15 protein-coding genes are annotated in these 18,947 nt (G+C 70.2%); 5 read left to right on the top strand and 10 right to left on the bottom strand.

Annotated features, from left to right (window positions below; all coding sequences use genetic code 11):
• Positions 1-4: 4 nt before the first annotated feature.
• On the bottom strand, positions 5-1,672 hold the full coding sequence (gene ctaD / locus AB0K21_RS03825; protein WP_364147617.1) for a cytochrome c oxidase subunit I: 1,668 nt from the start codon (positions 1,670-1,672) through the stop codon (positions 5-7).
• Between the two features lie 307 nt (positions 1,673-1,979).
• Here ctaD and AB0K21_RS03820 point away from each other — a divergent pair, with 307 nt between their 5' ends.
• From AB0K21_RS03820 to AB0K21_RS03810, 3 genes are all read left to right on the top strand, one after another.
• A complete protein-coding gene (locus tag AB0K21_RS03820) occupies positions 1,980-3,317 on the top strand; it encodes an NAD(P)/FAD-dependent oxidoreductase (RefSeq protein WP_364147563.1) in 1,338 nt (445 codons plus the stop codon).
• Positions 3,318-3,394: 77 nt separating this feature from the next.
• Positions 3,395-4,360 carry a TIGR03557 family F420-dependent LLM class oxidoreductase gene (locus AB0K21_RS03815; RefSeq protein WP_343975869.1) on the top strand — a complete coding sequence of 322 codons (966 nt, stop codon included), beginning with the start codon at positions 3,395-3,397 and terminating at the stop codon, positions 4,358-4,360.
• Positions 4,361-4,471: 111 nt separating this feature from the next.
• Entirely contained in the window at positions 4,472-5,620 is a 1,149-nt protein-coding gene (locus AB0K21_RS03810) for a geranylgeranyl reductase family protein (protein WP_343975872.1), read from the top strand.
• Between the two features lie 156 nt (positions 5,621-5,776).
• Here the strand turns inward: AB0K21_RS03810 and AB0K21_RS03805 are convergent, their stop codons facing one another.
• Genes AB0K21_RS03805 through AB0K21_RS03795 form a run of 3 tightly spaced genes read right to left on the bottom strand, consistent with a single transcriptional unit; the run spans position 5,777 to position 9,098 of the window.
• Positions 5,777-7,525, bottom strand: coding sequence for a CotH kinase family protein (locus tag AB0K21_RS03805; protein ID WP_364147560.1), 1,749 nt, complete (start codon positions 7,523-7,525; stop codon positions 5,777-5,779).
• 6 nt (positions 7,526-7,531) lie between these two features.
• Positions 7,532-8,209 (bottom strand): DUF4956 domain-containing protein, encoded by a 678-nt coding sequence (locus tag AB0K21_RS03800; protein WP_343975878.1) that lies wholly within the window; start codon positions 8,207-8,209, stop codon positions 7,532-7,534.
• A 16-nt stretch (positions 8,210-8,225) separates the two neighbouring features.
• Positions 8,226-9,098 (bottom strand): polyphosphate polymerase domain-containing protein, encoded by an 873-nt coding sequence (locus AB0K21_RS03795; protein ID WP_343975881.1) that lies wholly within the window; start codon positions 9,096-9,098, stop codon positions 8,226-8,228.
• 57 nt (positions 9,099-9,155) lie between these two features.
• Here AB0K21_RS03795 and AB0K21_RS03790 point away from each other — a divergent pair, with 57 nt between their 5' ends.
• Both AB0K21_RS03790 and AB0K21_RS03785 read left to right on the top strand, forming a co-directional pair.
• Entirely contained in the window at positions 9,156-9,350 is a 195-nt protein-coding gene (locus tag AB0K21_RS03790; RefSeq protein WP_364147556.1) for a hypothetical protein, read from the top strand.
• 228 nt (positions 9,351-9,578) lie between these two features.
• On the top strand, positions 9,579-11,345 hold the full coding sequence (locus AB0K21_RS03785) for a PD-(D/E)XK nuclease family protein (RefSeq protein ID WP_364147553.1): 1,767 nt from the start codon (positions 9,579-9,581) through the stop codon (positions 11,343-11,345).
• Between the two features lie 278 nt (positions 11,346-11,623).
• Here AB0K21_RS03785 and AB0K21_RS03780 read toward each other — a convergent pair whose 3' ends face one another.
• From AB0K21_RS03780 to AB0K21_RS03755, 6 genes are all read right to left on the bottom strand, one after another.
• Positions 11,624-12,931 carry a DUF4407 domain-containing protein gene (locus tag AB0K21_RS03780; RefSeq protein WP_364147550.1) on the bottom strand — a complete coding sequence of 436 codons (1,308 nt, stop codon included), beginning with the start codon at positions 12,929-12,931 and terminating at the stop codon, positions 11,624-11,626.
• Positions 12,921-14,324, bottom strand: a complete 1,404-nt coding sequence (locus tag AB0K21_RS03775; protein WP_343975890.1) for a hypothetical protein — start codon at positions 14,322-14,324, stop codon at positions 12,921-12,923. Before AB0K21_RS03775 ends, AB0K21_RS03780 begins: the two co-directional genes overlap by 11 nt.
• Complete coding sequence (locus AB0K21_RS03770) at positions 14,321-16,429, bottom strand: hypothetical protein (protein WP_343975893.1); 2,109 nt, start codon at positions 16,427-16,429, stop codon at positions 14,321-14,323. Before AB0K21_RS03770 ends, AB0K21_RS03775 begins: the two co-directional genes overlap by 4 nt.
• On the bottom strand, positions 16,426-16,767 hold the full coding sequence (locus tag AB0K21_RS03765; RefSeq protein WP_364147546.1) for a hypothetical protein: 342 nt from the start codon (positions 16,765-16,767) through the stop codon (positions 16,426-16,428). Before AB0K21_RS03765 ends, AB0K21_RS03770 begins: the two co-directional genes overlap by 4 nt.
• Positions 16,768-16,784: 17 nt before the next feature.
• Complete coding sequence (locus AB0K21_RS03760) at positions 16,785-17,489, bottom strand: hypothetical protein (RefSeq protein WP_364147543.1); 705 nt, start codon at positions 17,487-17,489, stop codon at positions 16,785-16,787.
• A gap of 137 nt (positions 17,490-17,626) precedes the next feature.
• The gene (locus AB0K21_RS03755) at positions 17,627-18,343 is read right to left on the bottom strand and encodes a Crp/Fnr family transcriptional regulator (RefSeq protein WP_343975902.1); all 717 of its coding nucleotides are present in this window, start codon (positions 18,341-18,343) and stop codon (positions 17,627-17,629) included.
• Positions 18,344-18,947 lie beyond the last annotated feature (604 nt).

Below are 18,947 nucleotides of genomic sequence, written 5' to 3'. Positions count from 1 at the left end.
CGGCTCAGATCTCCTCCCGGAGCCCGGCCGTCGGGTCGAGCTGGCGCGGCTGGTTCGCGATCCTCGGGTGATGCAGGTCGAAGGCCGGCCGCTCCGAGCGGATGGTCGGGATCGAGGTGAAGTTGTGCCGGGGCGGCGGGCAGGAGGTGGCCCACTCCAGTGAGTTTCCGAACCCCCACGGGTCGTCCACGGTCACCCGCCGGGCATGGCGCGCGGTGTGCCAGAGGTTGTAGAGGAACGGCAGCGTGGAGGCGCCGAGCAAAAACGCGCCGAGCGAGGAGATCAGGTTGAGCGTGGTGAACCCGTCGATCGGGCTGTAGTCGCCGTAGCGGCGCGGCATGCCCTGCGCGCCCAGCCAGTGCTGGACCAGGAAGGTGGCCTGGAAGCCGATGAACAGCATCCAGAAGTGCAGCTTGCCCAGCCCTTCGTGCAGCATCTTGCCGGTCATCTTCGGCCACCAGAAGTAGAAACCCGCGAACATCGCGAACACCACGGTGCCGAAGACCACGTAGTGGAAGTGCGCGACCACGAAGTACGAGTCGTGCACCTGGAAGTCGAGCGGCGGGGAGGCCAGGATGACCCCGGTCAGCCCGCCGAGCAGGAAGGTGACCAGGAAACCGACGGCGAACATCATCGGTGATTCCATCGATATGTGCCCGCGCCACATGGTGCCGGCCCAGTTGAAGAACTTCACCCCCGTCGGGATGGCTATCAGGAACGACATGAAGGAGAAGAAGGGCAGCAGCACCTGTCCGGTGGTGAACATGTGGTGCGCCCACACGGTCATCGACAGCCCCGCGATGGCGATGGTCGCGCCGACCAGGCCGATGTAGCCGAAGATCGGCTTGCGGCTGAAGACGGGGATCACCTCGCTGATGATGCCGAAGAACGGCAGCGCGATGATGTAGACCTCCGGGTGGCCGAAGAACCAGAACAGGTGCTGCCAGAGCAGCGCTCCCCCGGTCTGCGGATCGTAGACGTGGGCGCCGTGCCTGCGGCTGGCCTCCAGCGCGAGCAGCGCGGCGGACAGCACCGGGAAGGCCATCAGCACCAGCAGGCCGGTCAGCAGCACGTTCCAGGTGAAGATCGGCATGCGGAACATCGTCATTCCGGGGGCCCGCATGCAGATGATCGTGGTGATGAAGTTGACCGAGCCGAGGATCGTGCCGAGACCGGCCATCACCAGGCCCACGATCCACAGGTCACCGCCGACCTGCGGGGAGTGGGGCGCCGTGGAGAGCGGCGCGTACGACGTCCAGCCGAAGTCGGCGGCGCCGCCGGTGGTGAGGAAACCGAAGATGACGATGACGCCGCCGAAGAGGAAGAGCCAGTAGCTCACCATGTTGAGCCGAGGGAACGCCACGTCCGGCGATCCGATCTGCAGCGGCATGATCACGTTGGCGAACCCGGCGAACAGCGGGGTCGCGAACAGCAGCAGCATGGCCCCGCCGTGCATGGTGAACATCTGGTTGTACCGCTCCAGGCTCACCACCTGCATGCCCGGCTGGATGAGCTCCGCCCGGATGATCATGGCCATGAGCCCGGCGAGCACGAAGAAGACGAACGCGGTGATCATGTACAGGTACCCGATCACCTTGTGGTCGGTGCTGGTCAGCCAGTTCACGACCAGTGAGCCCGGCACTCGGTTGCGCGGCGCCAGCGGTGAGGTCAGCGGCTCCTCACTTGACTGCTCGGAGGTCGTCACAGCCCACCCCCTCGGAAACCGGCTCGTCCATGAACCGGCCCATCCTCGAACCGGCGCGGCATCCGATCCCCGCCGCCTTCCATCCCGCCATCCCCAGGAAAAGTCACTCCCACTCGCTCCCTTCCGCCATCTTGCCCGCGCGCTGACCTGGCGATTAATCGCCCTCATCCGGACCTCGCCGGCCCGGGTGGGCGGCATGGGACGCCCCGCCGTGCTTGACCCGGGAGTGAAAAGGGCACTCCGCTGGAATACGGAGCGTCGAAAGGAACACCTCATGGCCCAGCGACAGCGAGTCGTCGTGATCGGAGGAGGGTTCGCGGGCTTCACCGCGGTTCGCACCCTTTCCAGGATGGCGAAGGGCGCGATCGAGATCGTCCTGATCAACCCGACCGACTACTTCCTCTACCTGCCGCTGCTGCCCGAGGTCGCGGCGGGGATCCTCGACCCGCGCAAGGTGGCGATCCCGCTGGCCGGAAACCACCCCGGCGTGCGGCATCTGCTCGCCACCGCGGACACCGTCGACATCGAGGCACGCCGCCTGAGGTGCACGGACGCCGAGGGCAACCCCCGCGAGCTGAGCTACGACCGCCTGGTGATCGCGGTCGGCAGCGTCAACAAGCTGCTCCCCATACCCGGTGTCGCCGAGCACGCCCACGGTTTCCGCAGCATCGCCGAGGCCCTCTACCTGCGCGACCACCTGATCCGCCAGATCGAACTGGCCGCCACCTCCTCCTCCCCCGAGGAGCGCAGGGCCCGATGCACCTTCGTGGTCGTGGGCGCCGGGTACACCGGTACCGAGGTGGCGGCCCAGGGACAGTTGCTCACCCTCGACATCCTCAGGAGGCTGCCGGAGCTGCGTGACCAGCCGGTCCGCTGGATCCTCGCCGACGTCGCCCCGCGCATCCTCCCCGAACTCGACGAGCGCCTGTCGCGGACCGCGCACCGAACGCTGTCGGAGCGGGGCGTGGAGATCCGCACCGGTACGAGCGTGGCCGAGGCGACGGCGAACGGCGTCGAACTCTCCGACGGGGAGTTCGTGGCGACCCGGTCGCTGATCTGGTGCGTCGGCGTGCGCCCCGACCCGATGGTGGAGTCACTGGGGCTGCCGACCGAGAAGGGGCGGCTGCTCGTCGACGAATACCTGCGGGTGCCGGGACACCCGGAGATCTACGCCTGCGGCGACGCGGCCGCGGTGCCGGACCTCACCCGCCCCGGCCGGTACACCGCGATGACCGCCCAGCACGCCGGCCGCCAGGGCAGACGTGCCGCCCGCAACATCGCCGCCTCGTACGGTCGCGGACGGCTCCGGCCGTACCGGCACAACGACCTGGGGTTCGCCGTCGACCTGGGCGGGGTCGCCGCCGCCGCGGACCCGCTGGGCGTGCCGCTGTCCGGCATGGTCGCCAAGGCGGTGACCCGGGGTTACCACCTGCTGGCCGTCCCGCACGGCCGGGCGCGCATCGCCGGAAGCTGGCTGCTGGACCTCGTGCTGCCCCGCCAGACCGTCCAGCTGGGCATGGTCAGCGGCGCGGAGGTCCCGCTCACCTCCACCACCCCCGAGCGCCCGCACGGAGTGAGCGCCCCGGAGCCCGAGCCGGCGAGGCGAGCCTGAGCGGATGAAGCGTAAAGGACGGCGAAATCTTCGACCCTCTCGGCGATGCCACACCGAAGCGGGGTAAGGGGCCGGGTATGGCAGAAATCGGTTACACGATGATGTGCGAGCAGACACCCGCCAGGCAGCTGGTCGAGGACGTCGCCACGGCCGAGCGGGTCGGCTTCGACTACGCGGTCATCTCCGACCACTACTTCCCGTGGCTGGAGGAGATGGGGCACTCCCCGTACGCCTGGTCGGTGCTCGGCGCGGCCGCGCAGGCCACCGCGCGACTGCCCCTGATGACGTACGTGACCTGCCCGATCATGCGCTACCACCCGGCGGTGGTGGCGCAGAAGGCGGCGACCATGGGAGTGCTGAGCGAGGGCCGCTTCACGCTGGGGCTGGGCGCGGGGGAGAACCTCAACGAGCACGTGATCGGGGAGGGCTGGCCGTCGGCCGACACCCGGCACCTGATGTTCAGGGAGGCCATACAGATCATCAGGGAGCTGTTCGAGGGCGAGTACGTCAACTATCGTGGCGAGTTCTTCGACGTCGACTCGGCCAAGCTGTTCGACCTGCCCGAGCAGCCCGTCCCGCTGGCGATCGCCGCCTCTGGCGGCCGTTCGGGGAACATCGCCGCCGAGTACGGGGACGCGCTGGTCGCGATCGACCCCGACGCGGACCTGGTGCGCGTGTTCGCCGACGCGGGCGGCGCGGGCAAGCCCGTCTACGGCCAGCTCGCGATCTGCTACGACCCCGACGTGGCGGCCGCCACGGAGCGGGCGCACCGGCTGTGGCGCTGGTCGGCGGCCGGCTGGAAGGTCATGGCCGAGCTCCCCGGGCCCGTCAACTTCGCCGCCGGCGCCCAGACCGTGCGACCGGAGGACATCACGGCGAAGGTGCCGTGCGGTCCCGACGTGGACGCCGTGGTGGAGGCGGTGCGCGCCTACACCGACGCCGGTTTCACGCACGTCGCCCTGGTCCAGATCGGCCACGAGCACCAGGGCATGTTCTTCGACTGGTCCGAGAAGGAACTGCTTCCCGCCCTGAGCCGCCTCTAGTGGCTCCCGGCGGGAAACGGGCGAGATGGTCCGGAGGCCGGGTCGATCCTCCCTTCGCGGGGAGCGACGGCCAGGCGGTTCCGCAGGAGCGCACAGGGAAGGTTCACCCGGGTGAATGACGTGTGGGATCTGGCGGTCGTCGGCGGTGGGCCCGCGGGGGCGGCGGCCGCGCTGCGCGCGAGGCAGCTCCGGCCTGACGCGCGGGTGCTCCTGCTCGATCGGGCCGACTTCCCCCGCGACAAGGCCTGCGGCGACGGCATCGCCGCCCACTGCCGTGACGAACTCGCCCTGCTGGGCATCCCCGACCTCATCGCCGACCACCGGCCGGCGCGGCGCCTGGCGGTGGTCTCCCCCGGCGGCGCGCGTGTCTCGGCCACCTCCGCCCGGCCCAACCATGTCGTTCCCCGCCGGGTCTTCGACGCCCGCCTCGTCGACGCCGCCCGTGCCCGCGGTGTCGAGGTCCGCCGCCACCACGTCCGCTCGCTCGCCGTCCTCGACGACCGCATCGTCCTCGACGGCACCGTCACCGCCCGCGCCGTCGTCGCCGCCGACGGGGCCAACTCGACGATGCGGCGCCTCATCGGCGTCTCCCCCGCCCCCGACAGGCACACCGCGATCGCCGTACGCGGCTACGCCGACGTACCCGCCGACGACGACGTGCAGTCCATCTTCATGCAGCAGGACGGATGGCCCGCGTACGCGTGGTCGTTCCCCATCGGCGACGGCACCGCCAACATCGGCTTCGGGATGCTCCTGCCCAGGCTGCGCGCCACCGGCCTGCCGGGCCGCGAGGTGCTGCACGGCCGGCTCGCCGAACTGCTGCCCCAGCTGAGCCCCCACGACCTGCGCGCCCACCACCTGCCCCTGTCCCCGGGGCGGCCGAGGCCGGGCTCCGGGCGGGTGATGCTCGCCGGCGACGCCGCCGGTCTCATCAACCCGCTCACCGGCGAGGGCATCTACTACGCCCTGGTCTCCGGCCGCCTCGCCGGCGAGGCGGCCGTGCGGGCCGCCGCCGATCCGCTGCCCGCCTACCGGCGCGAGCTGAGGAAGGCACTCGGACGGCACCTGCGCACCACGGACGTGCTCGCCCTCGCCGCCCAGTCACCCGGCTTCATCGACGCGGCGATCGACACGGCCGCCCGCCGCAAGGAGGTGTTCGACCTGCTGGTCGACGTGGGCCTCGGCGCGGGCACCGTACCGCTCCCGCTGGCACTGGCCGTGGTCCGCCGCTGGATCGCGAGCGGCGTCCGACGGCGCTGAACACCGCACACGCACGCTCCCCAGGTGACGGCACGGCGGTTTCTCCCGGCCACCTGAGAACCACCGGTCAACGACGCCGATCCGCGCCTCGTGGTCCTCATCGCGGTTAGAGGAAAGGGAGCGAGGAACGGCGGGACTCCGCCGTTCCTCGCGGGATCACCCGCCGGCGATCACCTTGTCCGAGCCCAGCGCCTCGGCGCGGGTCTTGAGGGTGGTACGGAGCGACGTGGCGTCGGCCTCGACCTTGGCGGTGTCGGCGCCCTCGTTCAGCCGGTAGGACTTCACGATGTCGTCGAGCAGCGTGGCGGCGGCTCCGCCTCCCAGGAGCCTCTGGTACAGGTTCCGGTACTGCTCCTCGTAGACCTTCTTGAAGGCGGGCGCCTTCAGGAACCTGTCTTTCAAGACGTGGCCCATCCGCGGCCCGCCCATCGGGCTGATCTGACGCGCGCCGCCCTCCCGGCTGACACCGCCCTGACCGGCACCGTCCTGACCGGCACCGTCCTGACCGGCACCGTCCTGTGGCTGCCCGCCTCGCGTCGGCTGAACCTGCGGCTGCCCGCTCCCGGTCGGCCGGGACTGGGACCGCGACTCCTGGGCCGGCTGAGCCTGGGACCCCGCCTCCTGCGTCGGGCCGCCCCTGCCGAACCCCATGCCGATCGTGTCGTTCGGTCCCGCCGTGGCGTTGCCGTTGAAGGCGAAGTTGAGGTCCCAGGCGATGACGGTGAACTTCTTGTCGTCCAGGTCGTACCACAGGTAGTAGTTACGCCCGGGACCGCTCATGTCGTCGAAGTTGACCGTCAGGTTCTGCAGGACGAGATAGCGGGCGAAGGACTCCACGTCCACCCGGTCGGCCAGCCCGGCGGCGAACTCCTCGTCGGAGGCCTGCTCCACCCACTTGACCAGGTCGATGATCGGCTGCAGGTCCTTACCTCCCACCTTGTTGACCTGCTTGAAGTCGGTGCCGTAGGCGGTCTGGTCCTCCCCCTTGTAGCTGAAGCCGCTTGAGGCGAGCGACTTGTACAGCACGCCGTCGCCGAGCCGCTCCGCGTATCCCTCGTCGAGATACTCCACCAGCAGACGTGGAGCCGAGGAGCGGCCGTTGACCGTGAACGAGCTGTAGGTGTACCGCTGGGTCGGCTCGCCGGCCGCGCCGACCAGCGAGATCGCCAGTGCCTCGTTCAGCAGGGTCGGGGACTGCCCGGTCGCGGGACGCACGGCCATCTGCGAGTGCCCCTGGTAGCGGCGCCCCTCCACGAACTCGTCGAAGCTGATCAGCCAGGGCAGGTTCTCGGGTTCCTCCGCCTTGAGCGCGGTCATGGCACCGCCCGGACCCCGCCCCAGCCCGCCACCCTCCGCACCGCCGTCCGGCGGCTGGAAGCCCTCCGGGGGTTGGAAGCCCTCCGGGGGTTGGAAGCCCTCGGGAGGTTGGAAGCCCTCCGGAGGCTGGAAGTTCCCCGGGCGCCCGCCGCCGGGGCCGCCGCCCCGCTCCCCGGTGCGGGACTTGCCGTTCCAGGTGAGCCCCCTCAACGTGGAGTTGCCCTTCAGCCGGATGCCCACGCTCGGCAGGGTGGTCCCGTCGATGACCAGGTCGGCCTCGACGTACTTCTTCTCCCCCTCCTTGAAGTACTCCTCCAGCATGTCCCGGTAGGCCCCGTCCTTGAACGTGATCTGGACGCTGTGCGAGACCGCGGTGTCGAAGATGTCCTGGTTGCCCGCGATGTCCTGGGTGACCGTCCGCGCCGCGGCGACCTGCCCGGTGGTGACGTAGGGCCGGATCGTCCCGGTGCCGAAGCCCGCACCCACCACCAGCAGGAACACGGCGAAGACGGCGACCACCCTCCAGTGGTGCCGGAGCCTGACCGGAATCCGGTGCCGCAGCCGCGGCCGGTTCTTGGGAATGGTCATGGCCGCCTACAGGTCGGTCTGGTCGTACCCGGTCAGGACCGTGACCGGCTGGCCGCTGTTGCGCTCCCGCAGGGCCGCGATCAGGTTCGAGGGCTCGCCACCCTTCTTGATCTTGACCGTGTACATCAGCTCGGTCAGCGCGCCACCGCGGATCGACTCCATGCTCACCAGTTCGAACTCGTCGGTGTGCCGGATCAGCACGTCCTGGATCGTGTGGGTGTAGTCCTCGTCCGAGGGCACCTGAACCTTGACCACCTGGCGCTGGACGTTCAGGTGGAACCAGTTGAAGCGATTCATGATCATGATGACCAGCGAGATCGCCACGGCGGCGACGGCGGCCAGGACGTAGAAGCGGGTGCCCACGGCCATGCCGACGGCCATCACCAGGAAGATGAAACCGACGTCCCGGGTCTCCTTGATCGCATTGCGGAACCGGACCACGGAGAGCGCGCCGACCAGCGCGAACGCGCGCGCGATGTTGGAACCGACGACCAGCATGATCAGCGAGATGATCATGCCGAGGATGACCAGCGTCTGGACGTAGGACTGGCTGTAGGAGACGTTGCGGTGCGTCGCCCGGTACACCCAGCCGATCATCACGCTGAGCACGAACGACAGCGACATCGCGATGGCGATGTCCATCACGCTGAAGGTGCCGGACAGGTCCTGGAAATCGAAGTTCATGGGGGTTACGCCTCCATCAGGCGGAGTGGGGGTCATGGTCGGGGACGTGGAAGATCGACCGAGGGGCCCGGCCGAAGGCCTCCACGCTCTGGCAGTACTTGGAGACCCGCACCACCTGCAGGTTCCGTTTGGCGGTCAGATCGGTGAGCCAGTAGGGAACCCGCTCGTTCGCCTTGACCTCGATGATCGATTTGGTGGGCGGGACGATGAACCGGTTCTGGGCGTCGGCGCCAATGTGGAAGTCCCGGTCGCGGCCCCGTACGCGCTGGTCGAAGGTGACCCGGAGGCCGACGTCGGCGTCCCGGCCCACATAGGCGTGCCGCTGGTAGCCGGTCATCGCGGTGGCCCGCAGGTCGAGCCTGCAGACCAGGTCCAGAACCTCCTCGACGAAGGGCCGCTCCGCCTCGGTGTGCTCGACCGGCTCGCGCCCGTCGCACAACCGCAGCGCGTCGGCGTACGGCAGGCAGACCCGGCGCTTCTGGGTGACCCGGTTGACCCGCTGCTTGATCTCGACGAACACCGGAGTGTCCGCGGTGACCTTGAAACGGTCGCCGTAGTGCCTGATCCGCAGCTTCCGCCGGAACTTCAGGCCCTCGATCTTCTCCCAGTAGAAGCGGAGCCCGCGGGTGTCGTAGTAGACACTCCAGATGCCGTACCCCTCGTCCCCGCTGTGCGCGTCACGGTCGAGCCGCCGCTCCATCTCGTCCCGGAGCCCGTCCACCAGACCGGTGTCGACCAGATACTTGATCTCGTAGCGGTTGAACGCGTGCAGCCTGCTCGGCGCACGCAGCGCGTGCCCGGAATCGGGCACCCGCCCGTCCCCGCCACCGTCCCCGGGATCCGCGGGGCTGTCCGCGATCGCGGACGACCTGCGAAGTCTGCGCAGCATGTTGCTCCATTCGAGAGAGCGTCGGCGGACATGTCATGGTGCGAACCCGGGAGCGAGGTGTCCGAGCCCCCGGCGCGGGACGCTCCGGACGCGCGCGTCCCGCGAGCGGCGGTCCGCACGGCGAGGCCGCCCGGCCTGAGTGTCCCGGACGGCGGCTCACGGATGTCGGGCCCGTCACCGGCGACCGGCGCCTTCGCCGCGACCGAACCGTTCATGACGTCGTTCTACGTGCCCTCGATGAGAGTCGTCTGAGAAGCGTGTCAACTTCCATTCATCCGGCGGACGAACGGCGGTAACCCGTCGTTAAACGCGGACCGCGAAAGGGGCCGGTCCTCGCCCCGCGACGGATACTCGGTCGCCATGTTTCATCTGGGGATTTCCATCTATCATCACAAAACTTGTGACTCTAATTCACAATATGTTTCACTGTGTTACAGCGCAGTGGCACCTCTTTACTTCCCCCATACCGAGGAGAGTGCGTTGAGTCAGCCCTCCAGTACCGAATTCACCGGAAACCCCGATGTCGTCAGGCTGTCGGCGAGCCTGCTCGACCGCCGGGACGGTGACTGCGGAGACTTCGCGGCGGTCAAGGCTCGCCCGAAACTGTGGCCGCGGGTCTCCGAAAGGCGCAGGTACGCGCCCTGGGAGACCTTTCCGCTCGGCCTGGTGATGGGCGTGCTCGACGCTGTCGAGTTCGAGGGCACCCCGATCGACGAGGCGCTGCCGAGGGTCCTCGGAAACGCCCGCGACACCGTGCATCCGGGAGTCGCCAACTGGATCGAGCACGCCTGCCACACCTACCTGGAGGTCTCCGAGAGCCTGGCCGCCACACTCGCCTCCGAGGGGGTGGAGCTCCGGCCCGAGCACCGGCCGCGGATCGTCCAGGGCGGCCGGTCCCCCGCGGAGATGCGGTCCCTCACCGTGTGGGGCCGGTGGTACGGCTCACCGGACGGTACGACGGTGGAGTTCCGGCGGATGCGCCTGCGCCGCCCCCTGGGCGGCACGGATGTTCCGTCCACCCAGGCGATGGCGTACGTGGCGGCGGTCGGCAAGCAGGTGACGGAGCCGTCGGAGCTGCATCGCGCCATCCCCGTCCCGGTGCGGCCCGTTCCCGCCCCCCGGCGAGTACGGGTGGTCGAGGTCGGGTTGACCACCGGCACGGAGCAGGTCCTTGTCGACACGGCGGATCTGGAGGGGATCCGCGGCGCCTACGCCTCGAACGTCAGACCCGCGACGGCCCGGCTGCTGGCCGGTGGCGGCCGGGCCCCGGGCCGGGACTGCGCCGAGTGCAAGGCACGGACCTCCTGCGGGGACCTCGCACACGCCCCCGGCCTGCTCGGCCTCGACGACCGGGGCACGCACCTGCGGACATGGTCGATCACGACGTCCCGCTACTACCAAGTCTGCCCGGCACAGGCTCACCTGCGAGAGCTCCGGCTGCCCGGCGACCGGGAGACGAGCCCGGCCGCCGAGCGCGGCCGGCACGCGCACGCGTGGCTTGAGGCCGCGCACACCCGTGGCAGGCCCTGCACCCTGGCGGACCTGCCGGAGTCGGGCGCCGATGACTGCGGCATCGCCGACGAGTTGATGGAGCGCCAGGAGTACCACCGGGCCCGGCCGTACCTGCTCCGGCATCTGACGGTATGCCCACTGCGCGGTCCGGGCGAGGTCACCGAGATCAGACCCGAGCCGAAGGTCGCCGCGTACGACGCGCGGGCCGATGTGCTGGTGCTCGCCCACCCGGATCTCCTCCGCCGGGTGGACGGACGCCTCGTCTACCGCGAGCAGAAGACGTCGGCCGTGCCGCGCGGCATCACCGTGGGAAACGCGTTGGAGATGGTCCCCCAGCTCGCCCTGGCGGTCCGCCTGATCGCCGCCGGCGTCTTCGGGGACACCGACGGGCTGGTCGAGCTGGAGCAGCTCACCCCGGACTCCGCCGAGGTGCTCACCTTCGACGCGACCGACCCGGCGACCGTCTCGACCGCCCAGGCGGTCGTCCTCGATCGGGTCCGGTCCTGGCATCGCGATGTCGTCTTCCGTGCCACCCCGGGAGCCTGGTGCCGGTTCTGCCCGGTGTCCCGCTGGTGCCCGGACGCCTCGGGTTCCGGCCTACCCGCGGTGGACGATCTCACCTTCGATCCCCTCACCGGGGAGGTCCTGGCGAGCCCCGGCCGGCTGGACGGTCACCTCGAAGCGCTCGCGGCCATCCTCGCCGACCCCGAACCCGACGACGAACCTCCGTTCTGAGCCGCTGGAGAGCAACGCCAGGAGGCCCCTGGGGCGTGTCCTGTGGATCTCCCTGTCGCGGGGAGATCCACAGGACACACCCCAGCGAGCGAGCAGGTCGATCACGCCCGTGGTGCCCTCATCGCCGTGGCCGTCAGCGAGGCGGCACTCCATCAGGGCCACGGCGACCGCGTGGAGGCCGGGGGCGTACGTCTGCGGAATCGACGAGGCGATACGGGATTACGAGCCGTAGTGGCTCCCCACGCCGGCGGTCCCGCCGCACCCCCCGTCCCCGGGAGTCACCGGTCGTCGAGTCGTTTCCTGGCCTGCGCCTCCCGCATGGCGTCCTCGATGCCGGCCTCCCGGGAGGCGTCGGCCATGCCCCGCCGTACCACGAGATCCTGACGGTGCGCGTCCAGGTCGTCGCGGTTGCGGCGGCGCCGCTTGGTCCGGCGCAGTTGGGTGTCGTGCGCGTCCGCCCGGTCGGACAGCAGCACCGCCAGCCGGAGGTCGTACATGGTCGGGCGGCTGAGCAGCTTGGTCAGCACCGGTGAGCAGTCGATAAGCAGGAACAGCAGGGTCAGGAAGATGTGCCCGAGCAGCACCGCCGGCTTCTCCGCCGAGAGTACGTTCAGCGTCTCGATCTTCTTCAGTAGGTCCGGCCTGGACGGACGATTACGCTGCTGCCGGGCGACCTCCTTCTCGGCCGCGGCGACCACGGCGGCGTCATAGTCCTTGCCGGAGTCACGCGCGGTGTCGGTGAGCCGCGCGATCTCCTCGTTCAGCGCGGCACGCCTGGCGTACATCTGCTGGATGCCGCTGCTCTGCTCGTAGTCTTCGGCCTCCCGGGTCAGCCGCGCGCATCGCGGCCCCTCCCCTACCAGGCCGGAGAACCCGCTCTCCGAGCCGCCCGCGCCCGCGCACTCCAGCCTGGCCAGCCGCTGTTTTCCGGTCCAGATGCCCTCGGTCCGCTTGATCGTGGTCTCCAGGCGGCCCAGCTCGCGCTGCTTGGTCGTCAGTGAGCCGGTGTCGTTCGGGGCGGCGACGGGCAGCCGGTAGTTCTCGCAGGCGATCGAGACGGCCCCGGGGGCCCCGGCGGGCGAATGGCAGGACAGGTACGCGCTGAGCAGGTCCTTGTCCGCCTTCTGCTGGTCCTCCCCGATCCGCTGGACGATGGTGGGCTCGAACACCCTGATGGTCAGCGGCTCCGCGATGATCACACCGACCACGGCCGAGATGAGGAGACGGGGAAGCAGCAGCCGCCTGCGGCCCCGCCCGGTCACCCCGTTGAGGCTGATGACCAGCCAGGAGTCGAGGATGCCGATGAGCACGCCCCACACCAGGGCCAGACCGGCGATCACCGGCCAGGGGGCGTCGAAGACGTCGAAGACGGCGTATCCCATCGACACCGCCGCCATCGCCGCAGTGGCCACGACGAGCGCGCCCTGCCGGGTGTACTTGGGCCGCTCCTCCGGAACCCTGTCCATGAGGTCCTCGTCCACCCCGACCACCGCGCGCAGGATCCTGCCCGCGCCCCTGCCGCGACCGCGGCCGGACGGCGGGATGTCGATCGGGCCCGTGACGGGATCGGCCGTGTCAATCGCCAAAGTCGTCCACCGCCAGTCCCTCGTGGTCCTCCGGCTCCGGCCGCCGGGGCCGGTCCCGCGGCGCCTCCGCGTCACCGGCGCCGGTCTCTGTCCCGCCCCGCTGCAGCGCGGCCCGCTCCCCGGTCCCGTCCGGGGCGCGGCCGATCGGCCGACGGTTGGCGGTGATGTCGCTCATCAGCTGCTTCATGAACTGGTCGAGCGGCATGTCGCTCCCGTGGCCCTGCTGGGTCAGCAGGCGCAGCACCTCCAGCTGCGCCTCGGCCTCGCGGTCCTCCAACTCGACCTTCCGGTGCCACTCCCGGTCCGCCCGCTCCAACCGCCACGCCCGTTCCCGGCTCTGTTGCTCCCGGTCGGCCAGCTCCCTCGTCTCCTGGGCCGCCTGCTGCGCCCTGAACCTCTCCGCGCTCTCCTCGTGCCGCCGCCGCCGCTCGCCGTCGGACCTGGCGAGCTGCTCGGACGCGGTCAGCTCGCCTTGTACGCGGGCCATCGCCTCCAGCTTCTCCGGGCCGTCCAGTCCCCTGCTCAGCGCCTCCACCTCCTCCAGGTCGAATGCACGCTGGCGGCGGTCGCGCAGCCTGCGCTGCGCGTCGTCCTCGTGCTGCCGCTCCCAGGTGAAGCGCTCCTCATCGACCTGCCGTTCCCGGCCGGCGCGCGTCCTGTCGTCCTCCAGGTCACGCTTGAGGGGTTCCAGGCGTCGCGTGTTCTCCAGCCGGGCCTCCTCCAGTTCGAGCTCCAGGCGCTCGATGTACTGGCGGTCCCTGATCCGCTCCTCCTCGGCCTGCAGCGCCTGCTCCCGCTCCTTGCGCGCCTTCTCCTCCTGCCGCCGCTCCTCGCGGAGCTCGTCGGGCGTCAGCAGTTCGAGGCCGCTCAGTTCGAGGTACATGCCGGGCACCACCAGCGGCCTGATCCGGCAGTAGTCGGAGAGCACGTCCAGCGCGTCGTCCTTGGCCGCCACGGCCCGCGTCACCTCGAAGGCCGCGCCCGCCCGCTGGAGCGCCTGGCATCCGGCGATGTACACCTCCAGCCGTCTCCGCATGTCCTCCGGCCCCGCCTCGACCACGCGCACCGGGTCTCTGACGGTGCACAGGAAGACGGCCCTGACCGTGAACTCGTCCACCCCGTCGGAGGGGATGCGCAGCTCCACGGTCACCGGCCGGTCCTGCGTGGTGTCCACGACGCAGTAGCTGGTGGCGTTGTCGAGGTCCTCCTGCCCGCGCCGCCCGCCGTCGTCGGCCCTGACCAGCCGGTCGCCGACCCGCAGGACCACCACCTCGCGGGGCAGGGGGCTCGGGACCGCGTTCGGCTCGCGCCGGTCGCCGCGGCGCAGGAACCTCCGCCGCCTGGTGACCGGTTCGAGCCGGTCCTGGCTGATTATCGGATATGTGACTGTCATCGACGCTCCGGGAGGGCAACAGGCGCCGGTGGCCTGAAGACGTTGAGCAGGATGGAGAGCAGGAGGCGGCCGGTGTCCCCACCGGCCCTTCTGCGGATCACGTAACGCTCGAACCCGGCGCGGAACGGCTCGCGCTCGTGCTCCGGCAGTGCCTCGTGCAACGCGTCGCCGATCATCCTGAGATGCTCCTCGGGCGTACGGCCGGCCGTGCCGACGGCGCACAGCAGGTCGTAGAGGACGCCGAACGCGGCGGAGCGCACGGGCCGGTGGCACAGCGCCACGGCCCACAGGGCCGCCATGTCCGGCAGGTCCTCGGCACGTGCCAGCAGGTGACGGGCCGCGGCGGGGTGGTCGCCGCTCACCCCGAACACCGCCATGACCAGGAGCAGCGTCTTCAGGATGCGCTCCCGCCTGTCGGCCGTCTGCCTGTGCGCGAGCCGTCTGCCGAGGTCGGCGAGGATCGCTCTGGCGTCGGCCGGAGCGATCTCCACGAGCAGGGCGTACAGTTGCGCGAGGGCCACCTGGGCCTCCCCCGGCTCGGGTTCCGTCGTGACGAGGTGCCACAGCCACTTCGTCGCGTCGGCCGGGTAGCGGACGCCCATCTCACCGGCGAAGGCCAGGCAGGCCGCCTGCCTGCGTGCCGGGTTGTTGCTGCGCGCCCACCGGATGGCCGTCCGCACCGCCATCGCGGCGATGGGGTCGTGGGCGCTCATCCACCACACCACCTTCGGCGCGGTCACCCAGGCCCGCGCCCCGTAGGCGCCTTCCGACCAGGGTTGCAGGAATCTCTCGCGAACCGTGTCGAAATGTCCGTAACTCGCGAGGATCGCCAGCCCCCGGGCGATCTGCATGCGGGTCTCGACGTCGGCGATCTGGACGGTCTCGTGCAACCAGGTGAAGATCGGCTCCCAGAAGCGCTCGCCGAACTGCAGGCTCAGCTCGGCCCCGACCCGCTCGTGCACGGCGGGCGACCTGAACACCAGGCATCGCCGCGGCGGACCCGGCACGTCCAGGTCCATGTCGGTGATCCGCTCCTCGACCTTGATGATGGAACGCGCGTCGCGGCGGGGCCGCCGCCCGTCCAGCAGTCGCCGCGCGGGAAGCGGCGTCCCCTGGTCACCGGCCCCCTCCTGCTCTGGAGCGGGGACACCGGCGGTGAGCCTGGCCAGGTGCGCCTCGAAGCGCTGCTCCGGCATGCCTTCGAGGAACAGCAGGGCGGCGGCCTCCAGCACCTCCTCGTCGGTGCGGCGCTCGTCGTCGAGCCAGCTTTCGATCTGCTCGGCCGCCCCCATGCCGGTACGGCCGAGCGCGTCCTCCAGTCCGGAGCCGGCGACGAGGTGCTCGGCGAGCCGGACCACGTCGCTCAGCGGCGTCGTCTCCCCTAGCCGTTCGGCCGCCGACTCGGCCAGCTCGGCGGCCACTCCGTGCGTGGTGAGGACCGCCACCGTCCCCGGACGCTCCCAACGGAAGTGCGGCACGGCCGCGGACCGGGGGTCTCCCAGGGCGGCCTGGCTGGTGATCACCAGCCAGGCTCCGGCCTCCTGGACGCGCAGGGCGAGTCTGCCGAGCACGAAGTCCGCCGCCTCGGCCTGAAGGTCACCGGCGGACAGTCCGCACAGCAGATAGCCGTTGCCCTCCCGGTAGACCTGGTCGGCGGCGAGCTTGTCCAGCGTCTCGGCGGGTGAGAGCGCCACCAGGGAGCGGGGGGCGGCGGCGTGCAGCATGTTGATCGCCGCGGTGCGGCGGCCGGTGCCGCCCTCGCCGTACAGCACGACCACGTGGTGGGCGCGCAGGCCGGCCATCGCCCGGGTGTGGAGGGCGGGAACGGCGTAGCGCCCCAACGCGGAGGCGATCTCCACGGCGGGGACGGGGCCGGTCATCCGGCGGCTTGCGGCCTTGGCGACGGGCTCGTCTCCGGCGTTCGCGACGCCGAGCGTCGAGCCGCCGGTGAGGAGCACCGGCCCGAAGAAGCGGTTGAAGACCTGCTGGTCCTGGCGGAGCCCCTGCTGGTCCTGCCCGTACTCCCGCCGGGCCTCCCTCGCCCCCTCGGGGGTTTCGTCCGAGCTCCTCGCGGTGGCCGGCGCCGGCCCGTCGACGGCGGTCAAGGCCGCCTCGGGCCGTTACTGATGCCGATCGTGCCCCCTCGCACGACGACTTCGTCGTTGAACACGTTGGAGACGGCCTGCTCGGCATGGAACTCCTGGATCAGGCGGGCGGCCGAAGCGTCCGTCGCGAGTTCGAGAAGGGTCTGGCAGAGTTCCTCCCTGTTCTCCGGCTCCTCGTTCTGGCCCCTGCCGGAGCGGTGGGCGCGGATGCGGTTCCAGAGGGCGAACAACCCCCTGGCGGCGCTCTCCGTACCCATCGCGCCGACTCGTTCGAGGCCACCGGTGGACACCGCGCTCCACAGGGCGTCGGCGACCTCGGGCAGGTTAGCAGCGCTCATGTCGATCCTTGCGGTGGTCAGCGGTTGTTGGAGATTCCGATGACGGAGCCGTCGGCTTGGACGGTCTCCCAGAACTGGTTGACGACGACCTGCCGCGGGGCGGCGCCCCTCGGGTCGGCGGGTCCGGCGTCGGCCGAGCCCTCGACCGCCGCTCGGGGGACGTGGATCCACGCCGACTGCTCGAACTCCTTGTGCCTGACCGTCACCTGCCGGAAGTCGTCCCCCGCGTAGGTGGTCAGGCCGTACTCGACGGTGTCCTCGTAGACGCGCTGGGAGACCATGAGCGCCAGGTTGGCGTCGGGCGTCGTCTGGAGGGCCTCGTGCAGCACGGCCGAATCCAGCATGCGGCTGACCTCCACGACGGCCTTGCCCGCTATGCCGTTGGCAGCGGGGCTGGTCATCCCGAAATGGACGGCGACCCGGAGTCGAAGTCTGAACGAGGGATCCGTCCCCTCGTTGTGGCGCCCCAGAAGAACGTTGAGATGGCGCACGAAATCGTCCACCACCTGCGGCTCGGAGCCGTCGTCGGGGATGACGGCGAGCTCGCCGTCGCCCGACGGCTGTCTGAGCCAGGTGTCCCTGTCGAGGCGCGCGCATGCCGCGGCCCCGCTCACGAGCTGCAGGAAAGCGCCCTGTACGGCGAACTGGCGGGAGGAGTCCCCTTTGCCGTAGCCTGCGACGTCGGCGCCCAGAAGCAGTCCCCGTCTGTTCAATCTGTTCATTGCGAATAATCCTCCGTCAAGCGGCAGAGGCGCGAAGTGGGGACAGTTTGCCATGGCCAAGATCCCCAGATGCCTGATTCGTACGGCATTCACGAGAGATATCGCAGCGAATTTCCCGACAAAATCTCCCATTCTCCTCATTCGCCATGAAAGCCGCGGAGAAGCAGCGGGTCGAAGACGATGATCTGCCGGTAGCCGACGCTCACGAGCCCTCTGCCCTTCAACGTCCGCAGAGCCTTGCCGACCGCGTCCTCACGCGCCCCGATGAGCTGCCCCAGCTCGTAGTGGGTCAGGCCGATGCCGAGGTCGTGGCCGCCCCCTGGGCGTCGCTGACCGTGCCGCTCCACGAGCTGGGCCAGGACATGGGCGAGGCGGGCCGTCACGCCGTGTTGGGCGATCTCCAGCCGGTGGTGGTTGGCGGAGGACAGCCGGTCAGCGATCATCCGCGTGACAGCGGACCACGCGACCGGGTTGCGGTCGAGGAAGGCCCGGAACACCTCACCGGGGATGGCCCGCGTCAACGTGGGCGAGCAGGCCACCACGGTGGCCGAGCGCGGCCGGTTCGACAGCGGCGCGAGCTCGCCGACCAGATCACCGCTCACCCTGATGCCGAGAAGGGTCTCCCCGCCGTCGGGCAGCGCGGCGACCACCTTGACGCACGCGGGACGCGAGACACGGGTGGACTGGAGAAGGTGGACGACATGGTCGCGGTCTTCACCCTGCCGGATCAGAATCTCGCCGACCGCGTACCGCCTGACGCCGCCGAGCGCCAGCAGGTCCGTGACGACGTTCGGAGGGAGCCGGTCCAAGAGCGTGTTCGCGGGCCAGGCCCCGCGCGATGACTGTACGGACACGGACACGGAGTCTCGCACGCGAGGACCGCCCCGGACCGCGTCCGCGGAGGCGGCCCATGGGTTCCGTCGCGCCCACGGCCGCGCCCGCCGGGTCGGCTCCCGTGTGTTCAAGCGCGGCCCGCAGGTGAGGTCGTCCCGCCGAGCGCGGAACGACACCGGCGCCGCCTGGCGACAGGATGCCGAGCCCCGATCATCGGCTCCCACCGCTCGCGCTCGCGGATTTTCAGACCGAACCGTCCCCGCCCGAAGGGCGAGCCGTTCACCTCAAGGGGTGACCTCAGGTCAAGTGTCCGGAGAACCGGGGGAGGCTCAGCTGACTAACGCCGGGCGCCATCTGCCGAACGGCATCTGCTCCACCTTCCGGCCGAGATGCTTGACACATGAAATCCTTCACTCTGGAGTCGCAACGCGGTGCGAGTGTCAGCCACAGCGCGGGCCTGCCGTACATCTGTAACCCGGCCACAGGTGCCGTTAGGCACATTCACCGGCAGCCGCCGGTTGCTCCGTACGCTCCTCGTACGTGATCATGGCATCCGGCTGCCATCGATGGCACACCCCGGAACGCGAAACGACCTGCGTTCCCGCAGGTCGCTGCCGGATTTCC

Source organism: Streptosporangium sp. NPDC049248 (assembly GCF_040678965.1).
GTDB lineage: Bacteria > Actinomycetota > Actinomycetes > Streptosporangiales > Streptosporangiaceae > Streptosporangium > Streptosporangium fukuiense.
This window is presented reverse-complemented; position numbering and strand designations above follow the sequence as displayed.